The following is a 25,091-nucleotide window of genomic DNA, read 5'->3' on the forward strand; positions in this document are numbered from 1 at the left end:
GGATCGTTCGAGAGGGGTGCGGAGACGAACATAAATGAAAAAGCAGCATTGGCGACGCCGTTCGCTTTTTCCAGACAGCATTGTGACACAACGGAAAGTGACTGTTTTGCAGAGAGGAGCTCGATATGAAAGTGCTTCTAGATCAACGCAGGATTTCAATGTTGTGCACGTCAATCACCGACAATTGTTGAGTGAAGGCGTCATTAATTATGAACAGTTATCTTTACTTCAGCGCTTGTTGGATAGAAGCGTCGTCGACAGCCTGTGCGCAAGCCAGTTGGTGAAAACGTATCAAAAGCTCGGTGCGTCGCTTGACCGATTCGCCATGCGTTTATTTTTGGAAATTGGGTCGCAGCTCAGTGATAGCCGCACACTCGTGACCTTTGAACAAAGACTGGAATACATCAACGCGCGTCTTGGGTTTCGCTTCAATTTAGCGGTACCAAAAACGTTGATGCTTTGTTTTCATTTATCGCTAAACGAGTGGATTAACCGTCAAGTTGATCAAAGCGCTTTGCATGCCTCCATTAAAGTGGAACAGCTTATCAATCAGCTCGATATTCAAAAGGAATATTGGTCGAAACTATCGGGAGAGGACACCAGTGCGGTGTTTGTGCAACAGCAGCTCGATTTAATTGAGCGCCAACAACACCAGTTGAAAGATCAACTCGGGACGTTGAGCGAACAACAGATGCAAGTGATTGAATGTCATCGTTCGTTAATTGAGAAGTGGCAACCGTCCCTAGACGAGCTTAAAGGGTTCGCAGAGTACACTTCTACGACTGCTCAGTTTATCTCTGAGTGGAAAAAGTGGTGTTCGGAAGTTCGACTTGAAGCTCCTGAGCTGAACGAAGTCTGGGATGCATGTGATGTGGTTTACAACGACCAAAATGCGGTTGCGAAAGTATGGCAGTGGTTCAAGAGCATGCAAATTGTTGGCGACATCGATCACTACTATTTTGACACTCAAAGCGGCCAGTGCGGCCAGGCTTGCAATCACCTCAGCCAGATTTAAATAGGGCGTTAAATGTTAGATAAGATGATGAAATCTTTAGCGGAAACGCTAAAGGTAGGGGATTTTATTGCCTCAGAAAATGGTTCTTACAACATCGAGGTTGATCAGTTGTCACTGACCATCAAACAACACGCATCATGGTTTTTATGGGAAGCGGCTTTACCCTTCCAGTTTAAAGAGCATCTAGATTATCAACAAGAACAAGCGTTACAACGTTGCATGCAGCTCTCATTAAAAACAATCCGTGAAGATGGCTGCGTACTAACAGCGAATGATGATCAGCAGCTGATTTTACAAAGCAAAGTGAGGATCGAGGACTGTTCGATTGAGCTGTTCTCTTCTTTGCTTTCTAAGCACGTTAATCTATGTGAGCGTTATATGGCATTATTGGAGCACGAGCGCGTGAACCACACGATTAATCATAATGTGTGGTTGCCATGATGCGAAAAGTCTTTCCGAACATCAGACGTGCTGCCACAAAGATACTGTTGTGTACTGTGAGCTTTGCTCCGTTGGGATTCGCACAAGCAACAGACTTATACTGGCCCGAACAACCATTCCGATACTATGCAGATAACGACTCATTAAAAGAGTTGTTGAATAACTTTGGCGCAAACTATCGCGTTTCGGTTTCGGTGAGTGACAAAGTTAATGATCGAGTGAGTGGACGTTTTACTCCTGATGATCCGGCTGAGTTCCTCGACTACTTATCGCAAGTCTATAACTTGATGTGGTATTTCGATGGTGCCGTCTTACATGTCTATAAGGCGACAGAAACGCGCTCACGTTTACTCCAATTAGAATTATTGACCGCCAGAGAGCTACGAAGCACGTTAATTTCCACTGGAGTGTGGGATTCGCGCTATGGGTGGAGAGCCGCTGAAAGTAAAGGGTTGGTTTATCTTGCAGGTCCTCCACGTTATGTCGACTTAGTTGTACAAACGGCCGAAGCATTAGAAACGCGCCTGCTGCAGAAATCGAATTCAACCGACGAGTTATTCGTTGAAATAATTCCTTTGAAGTACGCTTCTGCAACGGATAGAGAAATTGCATATCGAGATCAGACCATTACGGTTCCGGGTATCGCCTCGGTTTTAAAGCGAGTCGTGTCTGGTGTTCAAACTCAAGTCACGAGCGCGTCGAGTAAAGAAGTTACCAGTTCAGATAAGCCTGTAAAAAGCAATAAAACCGCCTCAGTTCATGGCGGAGCAACGGTTGAAGCAGAGCCGGGCCTTAATGCGATTATTGTTCGTGATACTCAAGCGCGATTACCGCTCTATCGCAAACTGGTCGCTCAATTGGACCAACCGCAATCAAGAATTGAAGTTGCATTATCGATTGTCGACATCAGTGCCAACGATTTAAGTCAGTTAGGCGTGGATTGGCGAGCGGGAGTGTCTGTCGGAAATAATCGAATTGTTGATATCAAAACAACAGGGGATGTGAGTTCGGGTGATGTGACTCTCGGCAGCGGACAAAATTTTAAGTCTTTGCTTGATTCAACCAATCTGAATTACCTGTTGGCTCAAATCCGATTATTGGAATCTCAAGGCAGTGCTCAAGTGGTTTCAAGACCAACACTGTTAACCCAAGAAAATGTCGAAGCGGTACTGAACAACAGCAGCACGTTTTACGTCAAGCTGGTTGGTAAAGAGACCGCAGCACTGGAAGAGGTCACGTATGGCACGTTACTGAGAATTGTCCCGCGTATTGTTGGTGACAGGTTTGCTGCCCGACCAGAAATCAATCTGAGCCTTCATCTCGAAGACGGGGCAAAGATTACCGATGGTGGTGTCGACGACCTTCCTTCCGTTCGTAAAACTGAAATCAGTACCTTGGCGACGGTGAAACAAGGGCAAAGCTTGCTCATCGGTGGTGTTTATCGAGATGAAGTGAGTCATCAGTTACGTAAAGTACCACTGTTGGGAGACATCCCATATTTAGGTGCGTTGTTTAGAAGTAATACCAACACTAAACGCCGCACGGTGCGCATGTTTATTCTAGAACCGCGAATCGTTGTGGATGGTATTGGCGATAGTGTGTTGATTGGTAATGAGTACGATCTGCGACCAAGCATTGGTAAGCTCAACAACATTTCCAACAACAGTGCTGAATTTAAATCGGTCGTCGAAGTGTATAGCTGCACATCAAAGACTCAAGCAGAGCGCTATCAGCAAGACTTATTGTCACAGCAACAGTCGTCTCAATTGACGCAGTGCCAATTGCCGACAGGGCAAAAGGGTTGGCGTGTAAAAGTATTGGAATGCGATGACTCACAAAGTGAGTGTGTGCGTCCATCAGAGGAGCCTTAACCGCGATGCAGCAATGGAAAATTCGTATTTTATCAGGCGTGCATTCCGGAGTTGAAGTCACCTTACCTGAGGGCGCTCTTGTGCTTGGCAGTGACGACTTTATCGCAGATCTCGTGCTGTCTGATGCTGGGGTCGAAGCTAACCATTTCACGTTGGTTTGCCAGCAAGACTCGGTCATTTTACGAGGCTGCAAAGAGGCAAATATTAACGGTGAAAACATCTCTGTTGAAGATGATGGGATCGAGTTGTCACGCCATGCCGTTGTCTCTGTAGGCGTTGTGAATTTCGCACTGGGGTACGCAGAAGATGCGTTAATCGTGAGTAACGTCAGCGACGAATCTAGCGAACAGGATACACCTGTTGTTGCTGTACAACGCTCTAGCTGGAAAAAAACAACGCTCATCGCCTTGCTTTGTAGTTTTGTCCCGAGTGTCATTTTTGCTGGTATGTGGTACAGCCAAGCTAACGGAAACAACAACGAGACTGTCACAGAAGCAGAACCCATTGTTTTGGTGCGCAATATCTTAGGCGAGCTCAAACTTAGCGACGTTCGTGTGGAATGGAATGCCGCCGCACGCCAAGCGGTTTTGGAAGGCTATGTTGAAGATCGAACTCAGAAACTCGATCTGCTTGGTCGAATTGATGTACTAGGTATCAATTACAAAAGTGACTTAAGAACGATGGAAGAAATCCGTCGCGGGGTTCGATTTATTTTGCGAAACCTCGGCTATCACCAGGTGAAAGTCGAAAATGGGGATGAGACGGGCACACTGTTACTGACGGGTTATATCGATGATGCAAGCCGCTGGAACCAAGTTGAGCAAATTTTAGAGCGAGACGTACCGGGCCTCGTAGCGTGGAAGGTTGAACTGCAAAGAGCGGGTGCCTACATGGACACGCTAAAAGCCTTATTGACGGATGCGGAGCTACTGAAAAAAGTCCAGTTGGTTACTAGCGGTGATCGCATCGAAGTACGCGGGGAACTTGATGATATCGAAACGACTCGATTTTACGGTGTGACTCGAGACTTCCGAGAACAATATGGTGAAAAACCGTATTTAGTTTTGAAATCCATACCTAAGGTGAGTAAAGGCACCAACATCGATTTCCCGTTTCGTAGCGTTAACTTTGGTCAGGTTCCATATGTGATTCTGACCGATAACGTTCGTTACATGGTTGGTGCAAGAACGCCTCAAGGCTACCGCATATCCAGTGTTACGCCTGCTGGCATTGAGCTGGTCAAAGGCGGGCGGGTGATAACAATAGAACTCGGATACGAGGGCGAGACGAACAATGACAAATCTTGAACAAATTTTAAATAACGACAAAAACGGTGCGGAAGTGCACAAGATTAAGAGCAAGCTCTTAGAAGCACAAGCGGTGGTGAAACGTCAGTTGGATTTAGGGTGCTCACCACAGCAGTACCAATTGCTACTCAAACAGTATGAAGCTTACACCGCCGCACATGCAGTCGTTGAATCATACGAAGCGAACTAAAAATACGAGGAAGTCTTATGTCATTTTACGATGCTAGTAACAGTGTAAACCTTGATGATGTTAAAACTAAGTTAGAACAACAAGCGAAAGATGCCAACACAGAAGTGACGGCAGCCATCAAGAACCTAGAAACCAATGCCGATGATCCATCAAAGCTTGCCGAGCTTCAGCACGCGATCAACAAATGGTCTGTTGTTTACAATATCAATGCGACCACCACTCGTGCGATTAAAGATGTGATGCAGTCGATTCTCCAGAAGGTGTAAAGCATGGAACGAGAAACGCGCCAACTGCTGGCTGAAATCGCGCTGATGGCAACCGGTATGCATCGTCATCAAGAAGCTAACACGATTGCGGACGGCCTTGAAGCAAGCTCCGGTTCTGAAGAGACCGTGGTGATGATTCGTGCAATGAGCCTCATGAATAAAGGCTTGTACGAAGAGGCTCATCAATTGCTCGAACCACTTTGCAACGCCTATCCAGATCTGATCAGTTTAGCGGCCCTTGCTTCCGCCAAAGCTGGTTTATTGAGCAAAGCGGAAAGTTGGGTAGAACTCGCATCACAGGGAAGCGAAGAAAGCCAAGCATTTGCTGCAAGCTTTTCTCAGGACATTAGGAACCTTGGATGATCGTTGATTCAAGTAATCTAACTCTTCAGCCTCAACCTCTGCGCCAATCGGAGTCGCGCCATTATGAGCGGAGCGATGAAGATAAGATGAATGTGCTCATGGAGCGTAATGCCAAGCAAGCGGAAGCTTCACACGCCTCTCCAAAAGAGACGTTAGAGAAAACAGAAGCGAAATTGGCGGGCATCAAAGCGTGGTATGAATCACTAAAAGACGCAGACGTTGTCAGTAAACAAAGCGTCTTATCATCGTTGAATGAAGCGTTCTCCGATCCTCAAGTTAAACGAGAGGCAATGTGGTACGCCTTTCATGAGGCGAAGAGTGCAAAGGGCACCGAACACCCGCAAGCTGATTTATTAAAGGTGTTGAAGCAGGAGTTGCTAGGGGGTTTTTCGGGCCAGCTTATTGCTGAGCCACCTGTCGATAAAGCAGCACTTAAAGAAATGTTGGCGCAGCATTTTCCACTGGGTGCCCAGAAAGAACAAGCCTTATGGCACAGCTGGGCTGAGTTGAAGTCGTTACCTGGTATGGCATCAACACTGGACATGGTTCGTGATGAGCTTAGCTTCATGATTCAAAAAAATGCGATGGTGAAAAACATCGTGACTCATAGTCACAAGTTAGATTTGTCTTAGGAGTACATATGATAAACACGCAGTACACCGAGGTGATGCAAACCAACATTGATAAGTTGCAGGATGCACAAGTCGAGGACGGTTTAAGTGAACGTTTCGAACAAGCTATGTCGGTTCCCGAGGCGAATAATGGCTTGGAGGGCGGTTTGCTCGAAAACATCAGCGAGTTAAAAAATACTATCGATAACGCGAAAAGTAACCTGCAAGACAACATGAAGATGGTGGGTGATGATCCGGCGCAATTACTGCAAATGCAGTGGGCACTGACGCGCATTACTTTTCAAGAAGAGCTGATCGCGAAAACCGTGGGTAAAACCACACAAAATGTAGAAACCTTATTGAAGGCACAATAGTGATGATGAATAAAATGAGAGCGGTTTTCATCATGCTCACGTTGTTTCTGGTGGGGTGTCAGACCGAGCTGTACACCAACGTAACTCAGAAAGAGGGGAATGAGATGTTGTCGATCTTATTATCCGAAGGTGTCGTTGCAACAAAAGAACCTGACAAAGACAACACCGTCAAGTTAATGGTAGACAGTTCTCAAATCGCCTTCGCTGTAGACGCGCTGAAGCGAAAAGGTTACCCAAGAGAGCAGTTTTCTACATTGAAAGAGGTGTTTCCCAAAGACGATTTGATCTCGTCGCCATTAGCAGAACGAGCACGTTTGGTGTACGCGAAATCTCAAGAACTTTCTTCAACCTTATCTCAAATTGATGGCGTGCTGGTGGCACGTGTTCATGTTGTTTTGGAAGATCAAGATCTACGTCCAGGAGAGCGTCCAACGCCTGCATCTGCCTCTGTGTTTATTAAACATGCGGCGGATATTGCGCTTGACTCGTATGTTCCGCAGATCAAATTATTGGTGAACAACAGTATTGAGGGGTTGAATTACGATCGAATCAGCGTAGTGATGGTACCCTCATCAGAGGTACGAGTTGCTACTCAAAACAATCAATTTAAAAGCATTTTGTCGGTTCAGGTCACCAAAGAGACGGCGAATAATTTTGTCGCCATCCTGGTGTTCTTGGTAGCTGCGCTTATCGGTTCAAATATCGCTACTTTTACTTGGTGCCGCAGGAACACAAAGCGTGGTTAAACCAGAAACACCACTCGCGCAGGTACAACATCAATTTAACTACGCGCCTTGCCAATACATCCATAAAAGTTGGATAGAACAGAAACAGCCTTGGTTATTAAATATTGAAGGTTGGAGAGATAACCCCATGTTTAACCAATGGTGCATAAATGAGTGGGCGTTATCTCCAGTTCCAGAGACGGCTTTTAACAAACCTTGCCATAGCTTGGCGTTGCTCCCAGCGGATGCGTTGAATCAACTCGTATTGATGGTGGGCGGAGCTTTACATTGTGTGGCAATGCGAGGCGTTGTTTTAAAACATCCGAAACAGGTTCTGAACAACGTCTTTGGATTGGAAGGCGCTCGGTTCTTGATTCAAAACGGGCCGATGTTGTTATCCAGTTGGCCGCAAGGTTGGCAACATCCGTTGCCAGAATCATTGGATGAGCGGTCTGTTGAAGCAAAAATGCAAGCGCTTGGGTACTCCTGGATAAGGTTTGTTTTAGTTAACTCGCCAGAAGACATTGTCCTGCGTTGGCAATTCAAACTAGAACAGCAGCTCAGCGAGAGTACGGAAATGGCTAGCTGGTTGGCAAAAGATCAGCGAGATCTGGCGTATCGACTCACAAAAAAAATCGCAAAACAGGTTATTCCCCAATGGTTTCATTTGTTGAAATAAAAACAGACAACTTGCAGCTGGCACCTGGCTTAAAGGTGCTGAAAGCGAAAGATTATGCCAGTTATCTTGATTCGCAACACTTAGTTGAAGCCGCGAACTCCAAAGCTGAAAGCATCATTGCTAATGCCCAACAAGCCTACGAAACCGAAAAACAACGTGGTTATCAAGATGGCCTTGCACAAGCCAAGATTGAAAATGCGCAAACGATGGTTGAAACCCTAGCGCGTTGTAATGATTACTATCAGCAAGTCGAAGAAAAAATGACAGGCGTGGTGTTGGAAGCGGTACGTAAGATCATCGATACCTTTGATGATGTCGATACCACGGTGAGCGTCGTGCGAGAAGCGTTGCAATTGGTGAGCAACCAAAAGCAGGTCATTTTACATGTCCATCCAGAGCAGGTTGTTGATGTGAGGGAAAAGGTGGCTGGTGTATTGAGTGATTACCCTGAAGTCGGTTACGTTGACGTGGTAGCAGACGCTCGCTTGAAAAATGGAGGCTGCATTCTGGAAACTGAAGTTGGGATCATCGACGCCAGTATTGATGGACAGTTGCATGCATTAAAGCAAGCGATGGTGAAGCAGCTCAGTGAGCGTAAAATTACGATTCATGAATAAATCTTAAAAACTCAGCACTTGCTGAGTTTTTTCATTTTAATGCCTTTAAACAAAAAAAATCCGACCATTTCTAAAATATTCACTGCCATAAATCCTTAAGAATACACCTAAGAAAGCTGCTTAGTTGATAAGTGTTGCAACCAAGCAGCGCCTCTAAAACAACAAAAATAGGATTATTTAGTCGAATGGCTAATGGATTTATAACTTCTTTACTGACAGATTTTGCCAGCCGCTGCCAACTGGAGTCGCTGGTTTTTGATGAGGATGATTGTTGTCATCTACTCATTGACCAAAACACAGCAATCACAATTCGCGCACAAGAAGATCGCCTGACACTTATTGGGCTGATTTCAGGCGATAAGCCGAGTGATGATGTTTTGCGTCAACATATGAAAGATGCCTTAACGCAAGGCTCTCCAGCGGTATTCTGGGAGGCAGAAACGGGATACATTGGTTTCACACACCTGCACCAGCAACTGTTAACTGCTTCTTTTCTTGATGAATCATTAGCGAATTTCATCGAATGGCTAAAAAGTGCGAACACGCAAAAAGTAATCAATAAAACAACCGAAGTCCCGGTAACGAGTACTACTCATTTTTCCACATTAAGGGTTTAAAACATGATCAGTTTTGGAAGTGTTAGCGCATTGCAGGTTGCCATGCCGCAAGCTCGCAACGAGATACTAAACGAAGGCAAGCTGAGTATTGGTGGCAAAGAATACCAAATCAACGCAGCGACCCAAGAATTTACTCGTACCAATCCTACTAATGGTGCGGTAGCGCGATTTTTTGAAGCGACAGGAAAATTGTTTCGCGAAGGCAGCTCACAATCGGTTGCGAAAGCCCTTACAAAAGCCGTATTTGATAATGAGCAAGGCCAAGCTCAGCGTTTACGAGCTGCTTCTTCTGTTGAGCATGGACAAATGTTCTTCAAAGATGGAAACATAAAAACCGCATCAGATGTATTAAATGCATTCGCAAAATTGGATAGCAAAACGGTCCAATCGCACTCTGCTGAGCTAAACCAGTTAGCGGAGCGAGCAATGACAGAATCAATGCTAGAAACCGATTCTGGTAAAAACCTCACATCACTGATTGGCGAAAGTGCAGCGAAGTCGCTTGCTGGACGTGTAGTAAAAGACTATGGCGGTGGTGTGTCTGCAGCGCAAAAAAATCCAGCAGGTAGCATCAATCAAATGCAAGCGGTGTTTGATATGGAGGTGATGCATCTTAAATCGGCGCAACGCCATATCGAAGGTCTAGCAAGCACCGATCTAAGCCAAGGTGTATACGCTGAAGGACTGGCAGAGGACGCGTTTAACAAAAGTGGCGTCACCGATAATGTCGAACGAGCTGCGGCGTGGATCATTAATGCTTCTAACTCTAAAGGAAACGATGCCGAAAACATTACGTCTTTACTTAAAGAGTACGCGTCTAATGGTAAAGACTTATTGAATATGGACAACTTAAAAGAGCTACACGCTCGATTGGTACCTGATGTTGAACGTGACTACCGAGGGCCAAATATTTCGGGTGGTACTTTGCCTTCAAGTATTGGCGGTGAGGGGATGCTAAAGCAGCACATTGAAGGATTTTTGAAAGAAAACCCAGTGGCGGATAAAGATCTGGGTAAACACTTGTTTGCAGGAGTCATTGGGTATCACGGGTTTACTGATGGAAACGGTCGCATGGGACGCATGCTATACGCGATAGCAGAACTTCGTAACGACTCATTCAATCCTTTGGCTATGAACGCAGAGAACAGCCTTCACGGCATCAAGTAATTTTTCTCTTCTATTCAAATTTTAGAGCGGTGATTGCCGCTCTTTTCTTATTTCTTTATCCAACTTGCTCCTCATTTTTCTACCTCGCTAAAACGGCTAATAGCAATAAAATTGAGACGTTTAAATAAAGCTCTTGTGTCTATCACGCCATAAAATCGCTCTTATCCTTATGAGCTTATTTAAATAAGCCGTTATACCCAAGTCGTCTCGCTGCATCAGATATTTCGAGGCTACTTAGGTATGTTAAATTAGACAGGACACAACATGGATACAGGAAAGATTAATATGCTTCTCTCTGAACTGGGAGAAGTGCTGAACCTTGAGCGCGTGACAGCGTATGACGATCAAATGTGGTCACTGCATTTTGCTGAAAATAACAGTGTCGATGTTCTGCTCGTGGAGGAAAAAGGCGAGTTGTTGATTTCTAAAAACCTGCACATAGAACAAGAGGATATTACGTTAGAAAAACTTCAAGTTTTACTTGAATACAACTTCTTATACCGAGAGACCGGCGGTGTGCAGTTTTGCGTTAATCCAACCACTAAAGATGTGGTTCTTCAGGTTGCCATTGCGGCCGAAAGTGAACTCACCAACATTGCTAACTTGATGATTCAACTGAATGAGCTAGTGGATACATGGGCTCAGTTATTTCAGAACAATACGGTCGTAGATTTTAGCCAAACAGACGTACACGCATTTATTCAGGTTTAAGGCATCAAACATGGTCAATATTAATACATCACACATGCATTCGTTGAGTCAGTTAACGTCCCATTTGGCGACACAAAATCAAGCTGACGATAAAGAGGTTCGAGCGCATAATGGCAAAGATATTTTTGTTAAAGAAGGGGCGCCTAAAAACAAAAGCGTCAGCGCGCGTATTAGCCACCAGAATAAAGCGAAAGACATTGTGGTGAATCTGCTCACGAAGCAGGGCATTCCTAAAGACGTTGCGAAGTTGATGCTGCAAAATGTGTTGAACGGTGAAAACAAGTTAACGCTTGGTAGTCTGAAAAATCTTGAGAGATTGTCGTCTGGTCCGAGCTCACATTGGCCAGCCCCACAAACGGCGGCCTCTTCTTCTAAAGCGAATAAAACCTCATCGAGTGTAGCGCTGATCAACGAACATAAAACTAACCTTCAAAAGCTTGGTGATTTTGCCTGTACAGACTTAAATACATTTGGTGTAAAAGGTTCGCAGTTTTATGAAACCAAAGGAAAGCCTAGATTAGAAGCGCTTCACGCGAACCAAGCGCGAATCATGCAAGATCAACGAGCGACTATGTCCGCAAACGGAGTTCAAGCTGCAGCACAAAGAGGAACCGCACCGCAATTAAGCACTCTACAGAACATTGCTAAGGCAGTACAAAACGCGAAAGCCGGCTGCTGTACTACATTTGCCTTTGCTGCCGCTGCGGAGATGATTCAAGGCATGTCAGGCACACCTGAAGGTGAGCCTAAAGTAGAAGTGGTTGCGTTTAAAAAGGGCCATTCAGGTACACACCTTTATGTACTGGTTGGTCGACAAGAGGGGAGTGATATCAAAGATCCATCAACATGGAGTAAGGATGTGAAAATTGTTGATCCTTGGGCAACATCCGCATTCGGTGCACCAATGTTTGGAGATGCGCAACGACCACCTGTTTCGAATATGTTCCCGCCAACAGAAGTCATTTTTGATAGCCATAAACTGGGTTAGTCACTCTGCAAAAGAAGTGAGAAACCACATAATGCTAATCATCTAACCTTGATTAAAAGAGCAGCCCTGAACTGCTCTTTTTGATTACTCTGGCAACTCATTTTTACAGCGAGACTTCTGCGGAAAACCTCACAATGAAGACGAGAAAGTGACAAAAATAAAGCCATTACCGACATCGTTCAATCTGCAATCGTTGTTCAATAGAGTTATTGAAACAAAAGGAAAAAGTTATGAACACGATTCAACAACTGCTCTTGGAGTTTTGCCAACTCAATGAGTTACCCGAACTGAATTTTGAAGACAATGAACGTTGTCAGCTACTGGTCGACGACCGCTACATGCTGTATTTCATCGCGACAGATACGGATGACTTAATGTTGTCCGTGACGTTCGGAGGATTAGAAAGGTCGGGCGAACAAAGACTAAAAGGTTTAGAGCTTCTTGCTCATGCTAATTATCAGGGCATCGGTAGTGGCAGCCTTGCACTTGCTTTAGCCCCAAATGGTCGACAGCTTGTCTTAGCGGGACGTAAACCCGTTGAGCACCTAAACACGACGAATCTTACTGCTTGGTTTCATGAGGTTATTGAACAGACTGAATTGTGGCAAGCGCGTTTTGCAATGTTGGATCAAGCGATTCCAACCACCCCTAATCATGAACAAGCTCATGTTCAATCACTTCGTGTGTAGGAGAGAAAAATGGTCAATACAACGCAAAAAATCAGCCAAAGTCCAGTACCTGATCTAGAACAGTTTCGTGCAGTCGCTGCGCAAAAAGATGACCGAGTGATCAGTAAAAGAGGTGAGGTAAAAGAACCTTCAACGTTCCATAAAGGTCACAAGTTTGCTTCTATCCACGAAGGCGTGTTGAGAAGCAAATACACTAAGTTTTTCCAAGAAAACATCAAAACTCACCTTGATTTGAAACAGGCGCTACTTAAACAAGAAAAGCCTGAGGTTGCCTTGCTAGCTTACTCATTAGTTAGCCCTTCTGGTTATCGCGGTGAGCCGCTTACTGAGCGCAAAATCTTAGAAGTTGTCAGCTTGTTGGATGAAGTCAAGGTGAGCAGCGATACGTACCAGCAGCTTAAAAATACGTTTGACGCGATCAGCAAAGATCCGCGTATGCAGGTGAGTTTAGAGGCTCAGTACCCGGGGAAAATGGATGGTTTTGGTGCCGAACTGTTACAGATGGGCAAAGAAAAACTGAAAGGTTCTGGCGTTAATGCTGTCATCAACCTAGCTTTGCCTGGCGTAGGGCTATTAATTTCAACAGGACGTGAGCTGCACAAAGCGGCAGTCAATGGCGATGCTGAAGCTTACCACCATCAGCTGGAGCAAATTTCGCAGCTTCCAGGGCGAGACCAACGTCTCTCTATGCCGATGCAACAAACATTGGCTCAAGGTCATGCAATGTTATCAGCTGAAGGTGCAGTTGGGGCAACATTGGGCATGGCGACAGGGAGCTTGGGTACTTTTGGTGTGAGCTCTGTAGCGACAGCGGGTGTTACGCCGATAGCAAAAGAAGCCATTGGTTCGGCTGCCACGACTGGCATCATCAGTGGTGGTGGTTTTGTTGCGAACCAAGCTGGAGCATACGGACTAAATACAGAAGTCAAAGAGCAACTCATGCAAGGTGAGATGTCTGGTGTTTTACCAAGGCTTGAAGTTTCTAATGCCAAAGGAGACTTTACCTTCAGTATGCAAGATCCAGCTTCTGTACGCGCATTGATGGCGTACCTTGGTCCTAAAGAGAACACGGCGATGACATCACCTCAAGCGCCTAAAGAAGCACAAGAGATGGAAGATGCTCGCTTAACGTTGAAAAAGATGTTGGGCTCAGAGCCAAGTGAACACTTAGTCCCTGACGTTGATTCTATCTTGAAGCTAAGTCCAGAAGATGCGCCAAGTAAAACTGAGGCAACTGCTCATAGTGCGTTTAAAAAGCTATTGGGCGAAGATTGGGATTGGCTCATGCCTGCAGTTCGAGCGATCGATAAAGGTGAGGCGAGTCAAATCAATGAAAAGCTGACTTACAAACTGCCACTTGATGCAGAAAATGGACGAGTATACCTTGATAAATGCCCAAACCTGAGTGACGCTCAGTTGGATGCATTAGATAAACTGGGCTCACCAAGTCAATTGCGACTGATGTACTTAGCGGAAGGTTGGGTTTAATTGAAAGTAAGGGAGCATCTGCTCCCTTACCGTATATGGTGTTTTGCTGGGTGTTTATTTAGGCGTTAAATTGGCCTACTGATTTCGCTTAAAAAAGCGCTCGGCATTAGCAAATAGAGATTCACAGTGCTTTTTCTGCTTGTCGTAGTCAGCCGAACCTTCTGGCATTGCGTCTAATACTTCTTTTGCGCTGTGGTATTCTTTTACCATCAACTCAAACTTATCTTCATAATTGCTTTTTTTATTCTTTTTTTGAAAGCTATCTCGTTTTTTTCTCATTTTTATTCCTCTAGAGCGTGTTTATTAAAGGTCAATCTAATTAACCTCTACTTTTATAGGAATAACGAAGTCAAAATGGTTTAAATTAAGTCTAAATATTCCATTGTCATCGCGCTGATTAATATATTTCACCGCTAATGACTATTCCTAAATAGTGATGATATATACACGAAGTGGCTATGCGGCGTTATGTCTTATTTTGACGCTTACTGATTGTTTTTATAAGGTTAAATTCCTTATAAACCTATCGATGTAAAGACAGCGCGTTGTGATAACCATGCTAAGAGAGCTAACTCTCGTTCGTATTTAAATCAAAACTGAGGCTATTTAATGGAAGATAAAGAATAAGTTGCTACAGGAGTTGAGTAACGAAATGACTCTAAAGAAAACTAAGAAGAGACTCGAACTAAATATTTCATCAATAGCTCACGGTTAGGAGCTGAGCTCACTATACACAGATTATAAGAAATAGATAGGACTTTCTATTTTTCTTCAGACAAAACTGCCCATGAAGGAAGCTTGCGCGTTGCAAAGCAATACCTAAAGATACAAAGGCATGCGTACATGCCTTTGTATTTGTGCCTAGCACACTTGGCGCTATGGTAGGTAGGCGCCGCCACATACTGGATTGTATGTGCCCGTGATATGTCCGCTTTTTTCACTTGCCAAGTAGCTCACGGTGTTTGCTACGTCTTCAGGTGTGGCAATTTTCTGCGTTGGTGTGAACATTCGAATGGTTTCTTTAAACTCTTCAGGAGCACCTTTTGTTGCGTCTGTTTCTACAAGGCCCGGAGCAACGACATTAGACGTAATCCCGAAAGGACCAAGTTCTTGAGCGAGGTATTTACTAAAGCTATCAAGTGCACCTTTTGCACTACCATGAGCAATAAAGCTTGGTGCAGGAGCTTCTGATAAGGTGCTAGAGATAAAAATTAAGCGACCAAACTGGTTGGCTTTCATGTTTTCTACCGCCAATTTTGCCGTTTGATATGCAGCGTGCATTTCGTCATTTAGCTTTTGTGCAAACTCTTCCCACGACTGCTCAGTGAAAGGTTTAGCGGTAAAGCTCATGTTTGCGTTTGAGACAAGAACATCAACGCCACCATGTTCATTTGCTATGCTGTCGAACATCCCTTGTATTTGTGCGTCATCACGAACGTCAGCTTTTAAAGTGTACGCCTCACCACCGGCGTTTTGAATTTCCTGAGCTAACGCTTCCGCGACCGCAGCACTATTTACGTAGTTGATAAAAACTCGGTAACCATCTGCAGCGAGTGCTTTTGCTGTTGCTGCACCAATTCCGCGAGCGCCACCTGTAATTAAAGCATTGCGTTTTGTCATCGTATTTCTCCAAGGTTGAGCCTGACTGTTAAACCAGCTTCTGTCGCAACGTACGCTGATAAGTTAAATTTGTCCGTTAAGCTTGCGTAAGTTCGCTACCACGCTAGAAAGTTGCTGTTTGCTGTTATCTAGGTCGGCATCAGCAAGGTTCTGTTGGGCTTCTTGCAGTACTAGCGAAGCGATATTTGCACATGTATCAACGGTGTCTAAAGATTTTTCTGTTAGCACGACTAACTTACTTCGACTATCCGTTGGCGAAGGTTTCCTCTCTGTCCAACCGCGCTTTTCAAGCCCATCAATTGAGCGACTGACGCTCGATTTTTCTAAGTACAACAGTTCACAAATCTGACTCTGAGAAAGAGCACCGTTGTTTCGCAACAGCAACACGACACCCCATTGTTCTGCTGTCATATCAATACCAGCATCTTTGAAACGGGTAGTGAGTAATCGGTTAAACAGACGACTAGCAAGCCCCGTAAGGTGACCGAGAGACTGATGATGGTTGTATTGGGACATGGAGAATTTCACCAAATAACATGAACGAACAATATGGTTGTATACACAACTATATTGGGCGATGTCAAATTCGTTTGAAGAAAATGCTACTAGCTTGTGCTTATCGTTGGGTTGATGTGTCAGATTGAGGTGCTAATGAAAATTGGTGAGGTAACTTCGAAAACTTCGGCCAGTCAAATGTTTGCGACGGATGCGCCGAGTTGGGGAGCAAGCTTCAATAAAGGTAGGGGGAGTTGCAATCCTCTCTTTACTTATTCAGTTTAAATGTGTTTTTTGTTTACATTACAAATGGTTAGATTTTAATTCTTTTCATTCGAAACACTTTTCTCAAGAAGTTCATGATAAATCAATGAGATTGATCTTTTTGATTGGCAATGATCAAATGTGCCTTTACTAAAACTGTACGGTACAGTACAGTTTGTGAAAATCATAAAATGGGTTTCAAACATGAAGAAGAAAGTTATCGCCTTGTCGCTTGTTGTTGGTTCGTTATTTGCTGCTGGCTGTGCCTTATACCAGCCGAATACTGTAATGACGGATAACGCATATGTTCATTCAGACGTTACGGCCATTTCACCTGAGGTTGGGGGGCAAGTAAGCGAAATCTTTGTCAAAGATAACCAGTGGGTAAGAGAAGGAACTCCTTTGTTTGTCATTGATGATGAAGACTTTATTGCCAACCAAGAAATTGCTCGAGCAGCACTAGATGTTGCGAAATCTGAGCTTACTGCAAATCAAATCAAAACGGATATGCAGTTAATGAAAATTGAGCAGGCGAAGCAAGGTATTCGCCGCGCGAGTGCAAATGCCGAACACCAAGCGGCGGAGTTTCAACGTCTTTCTCGTTTGGTACAAAAGCAATCTGTGAGCAAAAATCAGTTTGAAGCACAAAAAACGCGATCTATTGAAGCAAGCAGTAATCTTGAAACCGCTAAATTGGGCTTAGCTGCTGAGCAAAAACAGCTCGACACATTGATGACTGAGAAGTTGCAACTGACAGCACAGCGTAAAAAAGCAGAAGCAAACTTACGACTGGCTAATATTTCACTGGAAAGAACCACGGTGCGTGCACCATTCGATGGCTATGTGGCAGATAGACAAGTGCAAGTCGGCAAGTTTGTACAACCAGGAATGGGGCTCATCGTGATGGTGCCAGATTATGTTTGGATAGAGGCAAACTTTAAAGAAACACAACTTGAGAACGTTGTGCCTGGGCAAGAGGTTGAAGTGGTATTGGATATGTTTCCAAACCATCCATTGCATGGCCGTGTTTCTTCGATAACCCCGGCGACTGGTGCACAGTTTAGTTTATTGCCACCTCAAAATGCGACAGGCAATTTCGTAAAAGTAGTACAACGTGTACCAGTACGTATTGAGCTAGAGATCCCTCAAGAGTTGAGTCAACGAGTCTATCCGGGGTTGTCTGCAGAAGTAACGATCGAGACCGCGGCACAAGGTTAACTGCAATGGAAAAACGTTCACCGCTGCTGATTTTGACGCTTTTTGCGATTGCTGCTTTTGGTATTAACTCCGTGATGTTTACCGAGTTATCGTATGAGATGGCGGCAACGTCAGGCTTATCTGTCGATGAAGTTGCTCTGGTTAAAGTCGGCTTTATGATTACCCAGGTATTAGGTTTTATATTCACACCAATATTGGTGCGTAGATTGGGTACGTTAATTCTCTTACATGCCATTTTATTGGTAGGTCTAGCGAGCAATCTTGTACTTTACTGGGGCGGACAGCAAGAACTGGTGTTCACTCTGACTTGGCTCTCGAGTGGCTTTTTTATGAGCATGTTAATGGTGGTATTAAACCTTTACTTGCTCCACTTCTTTGAACAGCGTTGGCTACCTGCCATTATTGCTTTAACGCTAGTATTTTCAACCTTGCTACCGATCGGCGCTTACCCTTGGGTAGTGGCCAATATTGTCGAAATCTTTGATTGGTCACTGTTGTGTGTCGTGTCGGCTTGGCTGTACTTCTCTGCCTTGGTAATTGCATGCATCTACAATCCTAAGTCGATTCAAATCGAGGACGAACCCAAATCTGGCTGTTGGTTTTATTTAGTTTTTGCCCTGACAATAAGCCTCGTTGTATTTCTATTGATGAGAGGCAGTTATTACAACTGGTTTGACTCGGAATGGTTTGTTAAAGCCTCTTCGATAGCCGCGGCTCTGACTTTATTAGTGGTGTATTACTTTGTGAAAACCAGTCCTTTAAATACAGCATCAATACAGCTGCATAGTAAGTTGAAAACTAATGTTTTTATGTACAACGCTTTTTTGGCAGGTTTTGCTGTTATGGCGAGCAATGTGTTGTTTACTAGCTTTTTGAAAATGGCGTTGCAGTACAACAACCTTAATGCTGGATATGCCCAACTACCGGCATTTTATGCCATGCTAGGTGGTATGTTAGTCAGCGTGCTGGTGTATTACTTCCGCCGGCCATTAGCGGATGCAGTCGTCCCGTTTGGTGTGGTGATGATTATACTTTCGGTACATAAGTTTAGTCAGTTACCTAGCTTTGCTGGTACGGAATCTTTGCCCGTTCCGATGATGTTGCGAGGGTTTGGTGTCGGCTTATTGAATGTGTCTGTGACCATTGCAGTATTGATGTACTTCAATGTCGGGCAGCGCTTAGAAGGCATCGCCAATTTCTACCTCTTTCGTACCATTGGTGGTGTGATCGCTGGTGCCGTGTTCTCTCGGGTAATGCAAAGCCATAGTGCACAAGCTGCTGGAGAGATTGGCCGAACGCTAGATGATGTGAATCATGCTTTTGGTGCTTATAAAAATGCGTTGAGCAGTACGATTCTGACTCATGGACACTTGCCAAATTCGGCATTAGGAATGAGCCAAATTAGTTCTGTTGTCAAAGAACAGGCGACCACTCTCGCACTGAGTAATTCATTATTGATGTTTATTATCTCGGTCTTTGCTCTCGCGCCAATCTTAATAATCGGTAAAAAACTGGCGGCGAAGCGAGAGATTCACTAAGCCATAGAAACAACAAGGGAGCGATGATGCTCCCTTTTATATTCAGTGAGTTTACTTTTGGTATAGATTTAGGAAGGCGGTGACCGCTTTTTTCGTATGTGCATCTAACTCTTCATCTGTCGGAAAGTCGAAGCCAATTAGTGCCATGTTCTGGTAATCAAGTTTAATTAATGCGAGTAGTTGCTCACAAGCGAGGTCGGCATTTTCAACATCGAGTTGTGAGCTGACAGTTTCACTCTTTAAAAAGTCGATGAGGTATTGATGAATGCGATGCGGCCCTGTCTGCCAGAATTGATTTGGTACGGAATCATGTTTGTTGAAGTCAGCCGAAACGATCCGATAAAGTGATAGCATAGGATTGGAGCATACACCTTTTAGGTACTTCTTGGCGAAGTCATTCAATGTTTCTTGTAAAGGCTCCGATTGCTTGTCGGCAAGCTGGAAGACGGACTCTAAGCTGGTTTTGGTATTGTATGCTAAAACTTCAACAAATAACCCTTCTTTGTTCGAAAAATAGCGATATAACGTCTGCTTTGAGCCTCCACAAATCGCGACGATTTGATCGAGTGATGTGTCTTTGTAACCTTGTTTTATAAAAAGGTCAGTGGCAACTTTGATGATTCGAGTTCGTTTCTTTTCGGTAGATATGCGCATAAATAAATCAACCCAAGCAAAAATCCACCTTTGTTGTGGCTGGCGTGGTTTATTACCGAGCTTTAGGTGGTTTAGAGGTGAAAGTAAAACTGTCCAGTACAGTACCACTATTGACGTTAGTAAACACGACTTTTCATGAACCAAGTGCTTCATTGAGACAAGCAAAAGTAGGCAAATTCGATATGCTGAAACCTATAGCGAAGGGTGACATATTTAAAAATATCATTACGTATAGAAAAGTGATAACCGTTCTTCGTACGATAGCCTTTACTCTCGAAATCATGTTAGTTCAGCGCCTTATCCGACTCCAATGATGCCAACCAACGAAGCACTTCGGCGGTTGCTTCAATAAGATCACTTGGGATGTACTGGTCGACGTTGCCGTCCGCGTATAGTGCGCGAGCAAGAGGGACTTTTTGCATCACAGGAACGCCTTCCTCTTTAGCGATTGCGATCATACGTTTGGCTACCGCATCGGTTTCCATCAAGGTGATGACGGGCAGGGGCGTTTCGCCTTTCTTGTAATAAAGACCAACCGCGATATGCGTTGGGTTTGTAACCAATACATTAGAACGTTTAACGTTTTCGCGTTGATTGGAGGCTTGTAGCTCTTGGTGCAACTGACGGCGTTTACTTTTGATTTCAGGGCTGCCTTCCATCTCTTTGTATTCGCGTTTCACTTCGTCCTTGCTCATTTTGAGTTTCTTCGTGTGGTCAAATTTTTGGTACGCAAAATCAGCTGCAGCGATGACGATGAAACCTACCGAAGAGATAATCATTAATTGTTTAATCATGACGCCAGTAATGGTCGGGACACATTCTAGCCCGCAAGTTGGAATTTGCATCAAAGCGTTGATGTTACCGCGTAAGGTCACCCAAATAATGCAGGAAAGAAGAGAGACTTTAAGGATCGACTTGATAAACTCAATCACACTCTTAAGCGAAAAAATGCGTTTGGCACCTTCGACGGGATTGATCTTTTTGATGTCGGGTTTAACGGATTCACCACTAAATAGAAAGCCGAACTGCCCCATATTGGAAAAGATGGCGACGAGTGCAGCAACCAGAATAATCGGGGCGAGTAGATAGGCAATTTCTTTTGCGATGGCAATAGCGACATCGACTAGCGCATCTTGGAAGCCCTGATAAGCAAGCTTACTTGGTAGGAGAATAAGCGCTGAGATGTGCGACATGTAAGAATCTGCGAACGCAAACAGTACAATTATGAGCGCTAAAATTAATGCAGACGATACGATTTCTTGGCTTTTGGCTACCTGACCTTTCTGCCTGGCATCGCGTAACTTTTTTGCGGTGGGTTGCTCTGTTTTTTCTGCGCTCATAAAGAATCCTAAGCGTTATTGCCAAATGGTATTGAGTTGTTCTGCGAATCGGGTAATTCCGTAAAACTGTACTTCAAAGTGATCCATCATTAACCCGAGATACACGATCAGTAAAACACTTGCGATGGCACTTTTTATTGGCATGGCAAGGAAAAAAACATTCAATTGCGGTGCAAAACGACTGATAAGAGCCAGACCAAACTCAGCAAGAAACATTGCCAACACTAATGGGGCAGACATCAGCACACCAAGCCACATAAGCTGTTCAAATTGTGCGTAGAAGAAGCTCACCCATGCATCACTAACGGTTGGGAAAAAGTCCACGACCGGCCAAGATGTGTAGCTTTTGAATAACGCATAGATAAAAGTGACAAAGCCCCCACCAGAGAAGAACAGGGTAATCAACGTTTGGGTCAGCAACACTGCGGTTGGCGTCGATTGCGAGCCTAGCGTTGGGTTAAACATACTTGCCATGGCAGCACCACGTTGGTTGTCGACCAGAAAGCCAGCCGCTTCTATTGCCCAAAAGGGGATAGCAGCAACAAACCCGATCAATAGCCCAATTAATACCTCCTTACCCAAAATCACTATCAGCCAAATACCGTCGGTTTCTGCGGGCAAGCTTTGCTGATTAATCATCGGAAATATAAACAGTGCGAGTGAGCAAAGCACACCATTTCTCACCATGGTGCCGCCTAGCATTTGCTTGCTCAAAATAGGCAAAAAGATGAAGCATGCCATTAACCGAGGCAACGTCAGGCTGTACAAAAATAAGGCCTGGTGTAAGTCGTGATAGCTCATCGTATTTGAGGAATTTTATCCATAGCAAGCGAGGCGAAGGCGTGGAGCTCTGCCCCTAACCACTGTGTTGTGATGAACAGCGTAATAATGACCGCGATAAGCTTGACCACAAACCCCAACGTTTGTTCTTGGACCTGAGTTAACGCCTGAATAAGCGACACCAATGTACCAACCAACGCTGCGACTAAAATCGGCGGTAACGACAAGTACAAAACTAGGGTTAATGCTTGAGTCGTGAAATGAATGATTTCTGCAGAATGCATACTTTCTCCGTGATTAACCGTAACTCAGCACTAAGCCGTGAGTGAGTTTCGTCCAGCCGTCAAGCAAGACAAAGAGTAACAATTTGAAGGGGAGGGAAATCGTCATTGGCGATACCATCATCATGCCCATGGCGAGCAAGATATTCGATACAATTAGGTCGATAGCGATGAACGGTAAGTACAATAGAAAGCCAATTTCAAAAGCACGGGTAAGCTCACTGACCGTAAACGCTGGCAGCAACAGCAACAAGCTATCTGACTCTAAACGGTCCACGTACTTTTGAGGCCATAATGTGCGCGCAGCATCGGTAAAGAATATGGCTTCGGTTTCCCGAATATGTTTTTTCAAAAACTCTCGATAAGGCTGTAAACCGCTTTCAATGAGGCCTTCTACACTTGCAGAATCTTCGAGGGAGATATCATGCTGCTTTACGTAGTCGTAGGTTTCAAACCCGACGGGAGCCATGATGAAAATAGACAAAATGATCGCCAATCCGTACAGCGCCATGTTCGGTGGAATTTGCTGTACACCGAGAGCGTTACGCAGCAGTGAGAATACAACGGCGAGTTTTACAAACGACGTCGCCATCATCGCGATAAATGGGATCAGTGCCAGCAGTGCTAAGCTGACAATGAGATTGAGCTCGTCAGGTAACTGGATCATGCTGGCTCCTGCGTGCCACCAAACAGTTCCAGTACGCGCACACCTAAATGCTCATTAACATTAACCAGTTCACACTCACCGACGATTTTGCCGTTGGCACGCAATGTTACCGGCTTAGATACAGGTTGGTTTAGCTCGAATACGTACCCAGGCTGAAGCTGGTTAAGCTGTTCTAGAGTGATGGTTTGATGGCCGATATCAAACGTGAGTTCCACGGGCAGTTGCTGGTGGTCGGTTAACATTTCTGAAGTGTTTACGTCATTCATATTGGTTTCTTTTTCAATAATGTGAAGAATTTGGTCATCCAGTTGGCAGCGCCAGAGATTCTGGTTAGATACTTGAAAAATGGCTTGTTGTTGGGCGATATAACAATCGTCAAAAAAGATCACATCTCCCAGTTCGAGCGAATTAAATTCGCTTAACATTAAATGGGTCTTTCCAAGGCTTAACCACACAGGTAAAGCGAGATGTCGCGCCTGAAGAGCAGCGCTGTTTGGTAGTGCATCCAACAGCACGTTTGCTCCTTCGCTAACCCACAAACAAAGAGAGCCGTTAGGTTTATTGAGGGTTAACATCAAGGTATGCTCTTGAACTTGGCTCGACTCTAACGGTTGTAACTGGCTAAGAATGGGCAACTGACCAAATAGTGCTTTGAATGCCTCACTATGCGGTTCAATCTGAGAACTCAAAAGTGCTAACTGGAGCGAGTTGGGCAGTGACTCGAATGCAGTGGCATTCAGAGTAGACTCAAGCCATTTCTGGAGTTGCGCACGACAAAAATCCACTTGGATCGTTTGCCCTCCAATCAACGTGGTTAAACGGAATCCTTCAAATGAAGGGATTTGAGAAACAGTAATCGATACGCTCTGACCATCAGCCCCTTGGAAATGGCATTGCTTTGCACAAAGTTGATTACTGAGCGCAATACTGTCTGAATCGACTTTGGGTATCGTTAACGGCGTCATAGGTCATTCTCCGCTTGCCATTCTTCATACACGCTACGTTTCTGGCGTGAGTGTTGTTGTTCATGTTGTTGTTGATCGAGCTGTTGAGTTTGTTCGCTGATCGCTAGACGAAGTGGCTGATCACCGCCAAATCGGTTTAGGCGTTCGGCAAGATCTTGTCTAGCTTGCTGGCTAATAATGGAAAGGGCATGCTCTTGTCGAATCGTCACGCTATAACCTTGCGCGTCCAACTTGATGTGGATTTCGCCACCTTTTAATTGTCCTTCACTCAGAAACAGTCGAACCTCTTTGTTGTCCGATGCGGTTGGCAGCGAAACATAGATTTTGTCCACCAATTGTTGGAGTAACGTGTTTACTTCTCGTACAGGGGCCGGCTGAGCCTGTGAAGCGACACTCTTTAAAATGACATCGCCTTGCGTTGCCGCGCTCGCAAGGTGTTGAGGATCTGCTTTTTCGTCATCCGCTTTACCGGACAGTGTTGCGCTTTTCGTCTCGATTTTCTCAAGCGATTTAGTTTCAGAACGACTATCGGTTTTGTCTGTTAGTTTGCCTGTGTCTTGTAGTCGCTGAGTTGCACGCTTATTGTGTGTCGTTTCGGTTTGTTTCGTCGTGAAGTTAGCATGGTTAATTGCATCTTGAGCGAGCGATTTCCCTACGGCCTTTTTAGGGAGAGAACCGTCGAGAGAAGCTTGTGCTTGAGAATGGGGGCCAACGCGCTCAATCGAGGATGAGTTTGGAGCCTGATCGATCTCAAGTTTCTTATCTTTCTCATGCAATTTACTGTTTTCAATCAGGCGTTCTTCGCTATTTGTTGCGTCGTCTTGTGGTTTCTCTACGCCTTCCTTTGTGACGACGTCACTTTTTCCTTTTAATGTAGCGGTATTTCTATAAGTGCTGGCTTCTTGGTTAGAAAGTTTCGATTGTTTGTCTAGGCTTTGAGATGCTTCATGTCTTAACGGAAGGCTCTCGTCTCTGCTCTGAGTGTCTTTTTTGCTCGCAACGGTAGATTCTTCTTCCTTGCTAGGTTTCTCCGTCATTGCACGCTCGAACTGTGATTGAAGCTCAACCTCTCGTTCCAGGGGCTTTTTTTCTGGCGTTGATTTGTACAGCGTATTCGGTGTTTCTTCTGTTGGAGTAATGCGCATAATGA

General features: G+C 44.6%; 30 protein-coding genes. 20 read left to right on the forward strand and 10 right to left on the reverse strand.

Going from position 1 to position 25,091, the window contains the following annotated elements; genetic code table 11:
- Window positions 1–34: 34 nt before the first annotated feature.
- The 18 genes from FR741_RS07305 (at window position 35) to FR741_RS07390 (ending at window position 14,119) form a co-directional block, all read left to right on the forward strand.
- Window positions 35–1,015 carry a T3SS regulon anti-activator ExsD domain-containing protein gene (locus tag FR741_RS07305; RefSeq protein WP_006741518.1) on the forward strand — a complete coding sequence of 327 codons (981 nt, stop codon included), beginning with the start codon at window positions 35–37 and terminating at the stop codon, window positions 1,013–1,015.
- A gap of 12 nt (window positions 1,016–1,027) precedes the next feature.
- Window positions 1,028–1,456, forward strand: coding sequence for a YscB family type III secretion system chaperone (locus tag FR741_RS07310; RefSeq protein WP_012841763.1), 429 nt, complete (start codon window positions 1,028–1,030; stop codon window positions 1,454–1,456).
- On the forward strand, window positions 1,453–3,327 hold the full coding sequence (gene sctC, locus FR741_RS07315) for a type III secretion system outer membrane ring subunit SctC (RefSeq protein WP_408646616.1): 1,875 nt from the start codon (window positions 1,453–1,455) through the stop codon (window positions 3,325–3,327). The genes FR741_RS07310 and sctC overlap by 4 nt, the downstream gene beginning before the upstream one ends.
- A 5-nt stretch (window positions 3,328–3,332) precedes the next feature.
- Window positions 3,333–4,634: a type III secretion system inner membrane ring subunit SctD gene (gene sctD, locus FR741_RS07320; protein WP_167426525.1), complete on the forward strand. Its 1,302-nt coding sequence runs from the start codon at window positions 3,333–3,335 to the stop codon at window positions 4,632–4,634.
- The gene (locus tag FR741_RS07325; RefSeq protein ID WP_012841766.1) at window positions 4,621–4,824 is read left to right on the forward strand and encodes an EscE/YscE/SsaE family type III secretion system needle protein co-chaperone; all 204 of its coding nucleotides are present in this window, start codon (window positions 4,621–4,623) and stop codon (window positions 4,822–4,824) included. The genes sctD and FR741_RS07325 overlap by 14 nt, the downstream gene beginning before the upstream one ends.
- A gap of 17 nt (window positions 4,825–4,841) precedes the next feature.
- On the forward strand, window positions 4,842–5,090 hold the full coding sequence (gene vscF, locus FR741_RS07330; RefSeq protein ID WP_167426526.1) for a type III secretion system needle filament protein VscF: 249 nt from the start codon (window positions 4,842–4,844) through the stop codon (window positions 5,088–5,090).
- A 3-nt stretch (window positions 5,091–5,093) separates the two neighbouring features.
- Window positions 5,094–5,453: a YscG family type III secretion system chaperone gene (locus FR741_RS07335; RefSeq protein ID WP_167426527.1), complete on the forward strand. Its 360-nt coding sequence runs from the start codon at window positions 5,094–5,096 to the stop codon at window positions 5,451–5,453.
- Window positions 5,450–6,085 carry a YopR family T3SS polymerization control protein gene (locus FR741_RS07340; protein ID WP_167426528.1) on the forward strand — a complete coding sequence of 212 codons (636 nt, stop codon included), beginning with the start codon at window positions 5,450–5,452 and terminating at the stop codon, window positions 6,083–6,085. The genes FR741_RS07335 and FR741_RS07340 overlap by 4 nt, the downstream gene beginning before the upstream one ends.
- A gap of 8 nt (window positions 6,086–6,093) precedes the next feature.
- A complete protein-coding gene (gene vscI / locus FR741_RS07345; RefSeq protein ID WP_005377202.1) occupies window positions 6,094–6,438 on the forward strand; it encodes a SctI family type III secretion system inner rod subunit VscI in 345 nt (114 codons plus the stop codon).
- Window positions 6,438–7,184, forward strand: a complete 747-nt coding sequence (gene sctJ, locus FR741_RS07350) for a type III secretion system inner membrane ring lipoprotein SctJ (protein WP_086015689.1) — start codon at window positions 6,438–6,440, stop codon at window positions 7,182–7,184. The genes vscI and sctJ overlap by 1 nt, the downstream gene beginning before the upstream one ends.
- Window positions 7,177–7,842 (forward strand): SctK family type III secretion system sorting platform protein VscK, encoded by a 666-nt coding sequence (gene vscK, locus FR741_RS07355; RefSeq protein WP_114322286.1) that lies wholly within the window; start codon window positions 7,177–7,179, stop codon window positions 7,840–7,842. The genes sctJ and vscK overlap by 8 nt, the downstream gene beginning before the upstream one ends.
- Window positions 7,821–8,459, forward strand: a complete 639-nt coding sequence (locus FR741_RS07360) for an HrpE/YscL family type III secretion apparatus protein (RefSeq protein ID WP_006741524.1) — start codon at window positions 7,821–7,823, stop codon at window positions 8,457–8,459. The genes vscK and FR741_RS07360 overlap by 22 nt, the downstream gene beginning before the upstream one ends.
- A gap of 131 nt (window positions 8,460–8,590) precedes the next feature.
- Complete coding sequence (locus FR741_RS07365) at window positions 8,591–9,076, forward strand: CesT family type III secretion system chaperone (protein WP_233059801.1); 486 nt, start codon at window positions 8,591–8,593, stop codon at window positions 9,074–9,076.
- A gap of 3 nt (window positions 9,077–9,079) precedes the next feature.
- The gene (locus FR741_RS07370; protein WP_167426529.1) at window positions 9,080–10,243 is read left to right on the forward strand and encodes a VopS family T3SS effector adenosine monophosphate-protein transferase; all 1,164 of its coding nucleotides are present in this window, start codon (window positions 9,080–9,082) and stop codon (window positions 10,241–10,243) included.
- 264 nt (window positions 10,244–10,507) lie between these two features.
- Entirely contained in the window at window positions 10,508–10,954 is a 447-nt protein-coding gene (locus tag FR741_RS07375; RefSeq protein WP_233059802.1) for a type III secretion system chaperone, read from the forward strand.
- Between the two features lie 10 nt (window positions 10,955–10,964).
- Window positions 10,965–11,942: a type III secretion system effector VopR gene (vopR, locus tag FR741_RS07380; protein ID WP_048626458.1), complete on the forward strand. Its 978-nt coding sequence runs from the start codon at window positions 10,965–10,967 to the stop codon at window positions 11,940–11,942.
- 230 nt (window positions 11,943–12,172) lie between these two features.
- Window positions 12,173–12,631, forward strand: coding sequence for a CesT family type III secretion system chaperone (locus tag FR741_RS07385; protein ID WP_164666817.1), 459 nt, complete (start codon window positions 12,173–12,175; stop codon window positions 12,629–12,631).
- A gap of 9 nt (window positions 12,632–12,640) precedes the next feature.
- Complete coding sequence (locus FR741_RS07390) at window positions 12,641–14,119, forward strand: CesT family type III secretion system chaperone (protein WP_167426530.1); 1,479 nt, start codon at window positions 12,641–12,643, stop codon at window positions 14,117–14,119.
- Between the two features lie 75 nt (window positions 14,120–14,194).
- Here FR741_RS07390 and FR741_RS07395 read toward each other — a convergent pair whose 3' ends face one another.
- The 3 genes from FR741_RS07395 to FR741_RS07405 all read right to left on the reverse strand — a co-directional run bounded on the left by FR741_RS07395 (window position 14,195) and on the right by FR741_RS07405 (window position 16,255).
- Complete coding sequence (locus tag FR741_RS07395; protein ID WP_005395134.1) at window positions 14,195–14,398, reverse strand: hypothetical protein; 204 nt, start codon at window positions 14,396–14,398, stop codon at window positions 14,195–14,197.
- A 597-nt stretch (window positions 14,399–14,995) separates the two neighbouring features.
- A complete protein-coding gene (locus FR741_RS07400) occupies window positions 14,996–15,739 on the reverse strand; it encodes an SDR family NAD(P)-dependent oxidoreductase (RefSeq protein WP_150918792.1) in 744 nt (247 codons plus the stop codon).
- Between the two features lie 63 nt (window positions 15,740–15,802).
- The gene (locus FR741_RS07405; protein ID WP_005395130.1) at window positions 15,803–16,255 is read right to left on the reverse strand and encodes a MarR family winged helix-turn-helix transcriptional regulator; all 453 of its coding nucleotides are present in this window, start codon (window positions 16,253–16,255) and stop codon (window positions 15,803–15,805) included.
- Window positions 16,256–16,702: 447 nt separating this feature from the next.
- Here FR741_RS07405 and FR741_RS07410 point away from each other — a divergent pair, with 447 nt between their 5' ends.
- Window positions 16,703–17,716 carry an HlyD family secretion protein gene (locus FR741_RS07410; RefSeq protein WP_104974067.1) on the forward strand — a complete coding sequence of 338 codons (1,014 nt, stop codon included), beginning with the start codon at window positions 16,703–16,705 and terminating at the stop codon, window positions 17,714–17,716.
- Between the two features lie 5 nt (window positions 17,717–17,721).
- Window positions 17,722–19,254 (forward strand): MFS transporter, encoded by a 1,533-nt coding sequence (locus FR741_RS07415; protein WP_167426531.1) that lies wholly within the window; start codon window positions 17,722–17,724, stop codon window positions 19,252–19,254.
- Between the two features lie 51 nt (window positions 19,255–19,305).
- Here FR741_RS07415 and FR741_RS07420 read toward each other — a convergent pair whose 3' ends face one another.
- From FR741_RS07420 to FR741_RS07450, 7 genes are all read right to left on the reverse strand, one after another.
- Window positions 19,306–19,908, reverse strand: a complete 603-nt coding sequence (locus tag FR741_RS07420) for a TetR/AcrR family transcriptional regulator (RefSeq protein ID WP_150918788.1) — start codon at window positions 19,906–19,908, stop codon at window positions 19,306–19,308.
- Between the two features lie 284 nt (window positions 19,909–20,192).
- Window positions 20,193–21,248, reverse strand: a complete 1,056-nt coding sequence (vscU, locus tag FR741_RS07425; protein WP_167426532.1) for a SctU family type III secretion system export apparatus subunit VscU — start codon at window positions 21,246–21,248, stop codon at window positions 20,193–20,195.
- Between the two features lie 15 nt (window positions 21,249–21,263).
- On the reverse strand, window positions 21,264–22,049 hold the full coding sequence (gene sctT / locus FR741_RS07430; RefSeq protein ID WP_167426533.1) for a type III secretion system export apparatus subunit SctT: 786 nt from the start codon (window positions 22,047–22,049) through the stop codon (window positions 21,264–21,266).
- Window positions 22,046–22,312, reverse strand: a complete 267-nt coding sequence (gene vscS / locus FR741_RS07435; RefSeq protein ID WP_152814910.1) for a SctS family type III secretion system export apparatus subunit VscS — start codon at window positions 22,310–22,312, stop codon at window positions 22,046–22,048. The genes sctT and vscS overlap by 4 nt, the downstream gene beginning before the upstream one ends.
- A gap of 13 nt (window positions 22,313–22,325) precedes the next feature.
- Window positions 22,326–22,976 carry a SctR family type III secretion system export apparatus subunit VscR gene (gene vscR, locus FR741_RS07440; RefSeq protein WP_005377232.1) on the reverse strand — a complete coding sequence of 217 codons (651 nt, stop codon included), beginning with the start codon at window positions 22,974–22,976 and terminating at the stop codon, window positions 22,326–22,328.
- Window positions 22,973–23,941, reverse strand: coding sequence for a type III secretion system cytoplasmic ring protein SctQ (gene sctQ / locus FR741_RS07445; RefSeq protein ID WP_046874924.1), 969 nt, complete (start codon window positions 23,939–23,941; stop codon window positions 22,973–22,975). Before sctQ ends, vscR begins: the two co-directional genes overlap by 4 nt.
- Complete coding sequence (locus FR741_RS07450) at window positions 23,938–25,086, reverse strand: type III secretion system needle length determinant (protein ID WP_167426534.1); 1,149 nt, start codon at window positions 25,084–25,086, stop codon at window positions 23,938–23,940. Before FR741_RS07450 ends, sctQ begins: the two co-directional genes overlap by 4 nt.
- Window positions 25,087–25,091 lie beyond the last annotated feature (5 nt).

Source organism: Vibrio diabolicus (assembly GCF_011801455.1).
Classification (GTDB): domain Bacteria; phylum Pseudomonadota; class Gammaproteobacteria; order Enterobacterales; family Vibrionaceae; genus Vibrio; species Vibrio diabolicus.

What these genes read in the sequence shown, in the direction of transcription:
- FR741_RS07305 (WP_006741518.1), top strand. Translation starts at nt 35, where the DNA reads ATGAAAAAGCAGCATTGGCGACGCCGTTCGCTTTTTCCAGACAGCATT.
- FR741_RS07310 (WP_012841763.1), top strand. Translation starts at nt 1,028, where the DNA reads ATGTTAGATAAGATGATGAAATCTTTAGCGGAAACGCTAAAGGTAGGG.
- sctC (WP_408646616.1), top strand. Translation starts at nt 1,453, where the DNA reads ATGATGCGAAAAGTCTTTCCGAACATCAGACGTGCTGCCACAAAGATA.
- sctD (WP_167426525.1), top strand. Translation starts at nt 3,333, where the DNA reads ATGCAGCAATGGAAAATTCGTATTTTATCAGGCGTGCATTCCGGAGTT.
- FR741_RS07325 (WP_012841766.1), top strand. Translation starts at nt 4,621, where the DNA reads ATGACAAATCTTGAACAAATTTTAAATAACGACAAAAACGGTGCGGAA.
- vscF (WP_167426526.1), top strand. Translation starts at nt 4,842, where the DNA reads ATGTCATTTTACGATGCTAGTAACAGTGTAAACCTTGATGATGTTAAA.
- FR741_RS07335 (WP_167426527.1), top strand. Translation starts at nt 5,094, where the DNA reads ATGGAACGAGAAACGCGCCAACTGCTGGCTGAAATCGCGCTGATGGCA.
- FR741_RS07340 (WP_167426528.1), top strand. Translation starts at nt 5,450, where the DNA reads ATGATCGTTGATTCAAGTAATCTAACTCTTCAGCCTCAACCTCTGCGC.
- vscI (WP_005377202.1), top strand. Translation starts at nt 6,094, where the DNA reads ATGATAAACACGCAGTACACCGAGGTGATGCAAACCAACATTGATAAG.
- FR741_RS07360 (WP_006741524.1), top strand. Translation starts at nt 7,821, where the DNA reads ATGGTTTCATTTGTTGAAATAAAAACAGACAACTTGCAGCTGGCACCT.
- FR741_RS07370 (WP_167426529.1), top strand. Translation starts at nt 9,080, where the DNA reads ATGATCAGTTTTGGAAGTGTTAGCGCATTGCAGGTTGCCATGCCGCAA.
- FR741_RS07375 (WP_233059802.1), top strand. Translation starts at nt 10,508, where the DNA reads ATGGATACAGGAAAGATTAATATGCTTCTCTCTGAACTGGGAGAAGTG.
- vopR (WP_048626458.1), top strand. Translation starts at nt 10,965, where the DNA reads ATGGTCAATATTAATACATCACACATGCATTCGTTGAGTCAGTTAACG.
- FR741_RS07385 (WP_164666817.1), top strand. Translation starts at nt 12,173, where the DNA reads ATGAACACGATTCAACAACTGCTCTTGGAGTTTTGCCAACTCAATGAG.
- FR741_RS07390 (WP_167426530.1), top strand. Translation starts at nt 12,641, where the DNA reads ATGGTCAATACAACGCAAAAAATCAGCCAAAGTCCAGTACCTGATCTA.
- FR741_RS07395 (WP_005395134.1), bottom strand. Translation starts at nt 14,398, where the DNA reads ATGAGAAAAAAACGAGATAGCTTTCAAAAAAAGAATAAAAAAAGCAAT.
- FR741_RS07400 (WP_150918792.1), bottom strand. Translation starts at nt 15,739, where the DNA reads ATGACAAAACGCAATGCTTTAATTACAGGTGGCGCTCGCGGAATTGGT.
- FR741_RS07405 (WP_005395130.1), bottom strand. Translation starts at nt 16,255, where the DNA reads ATGTCCCAATACAACCATCATCAGTCTCTCGGTCACCTTACGGGGCTT.
- FR741_RS07410 (WP_104974067.1), top strand. Translation starts at nt 16,703, where the DNA reads ATGAAGAAGAAAGTTATCGCCTTGTCGCTTGTTGTTGGTTCGTTATTT.
- FR741_RS07415 (WP_167426531.1), top strand. Translation starts at nt 17,722, where the DNA reads ATGGAAAAACGTTCACCGCTGCTGATTTTGACGCTTTTTGCGATTGCT.
- FR741_RS07420 (WP_150918788.1), bottom strand. Translation starts at nt 19,908, where the DNA reads ATGCGCATATCTACCGAAAAGAAACGAACTCGAATCATCAAAGTTGCC.
- vscU (WP_167426532.1), bottom strand. Translation starts at nt 21,248, where the DNA reads ATGAGCGCAGAAAAAACAGAGCAACCCACCGCAAAAAAGTTACGCGAT.
- sctT (WP_167426533.1), bottom strand. Translation starts at nt 22,049, where the DNA reads ATGAGCTATCACGACTTACACCAGGCCTTATTTTTGTACAGCCTGACG.
- vscS (WP_152814910.1), bottom strand. Translation starts at nt 22,312, where the DNA reads ATGCATTCTGCAGAAATCATTCATTTCACGACTCAAGCATTAACCCTA.
- vscR (WP_005377232.1), bottom strand. Translation starts at nt 22,976, where the DNA reads ATGATCCAGTTACCTGACGAGCTCAATCTCATTGTCAGCTTAGCACTG.
- sctQ (WP_046874924.1), bottom strand. Translation starts at nt 23,941, where the DNA reads ATGACGCCGTTAACGATACCCAAAGTCGATTCAGACAGTATTGCGCTC.
- FR741_RS07450 (WP_167426534.1), bottom strand. Translation starts at nt 25,086, where the DNA reads ATGCGCATTACTCCAACAGAAGAAACACCGAATACGCTGTACAAATCA.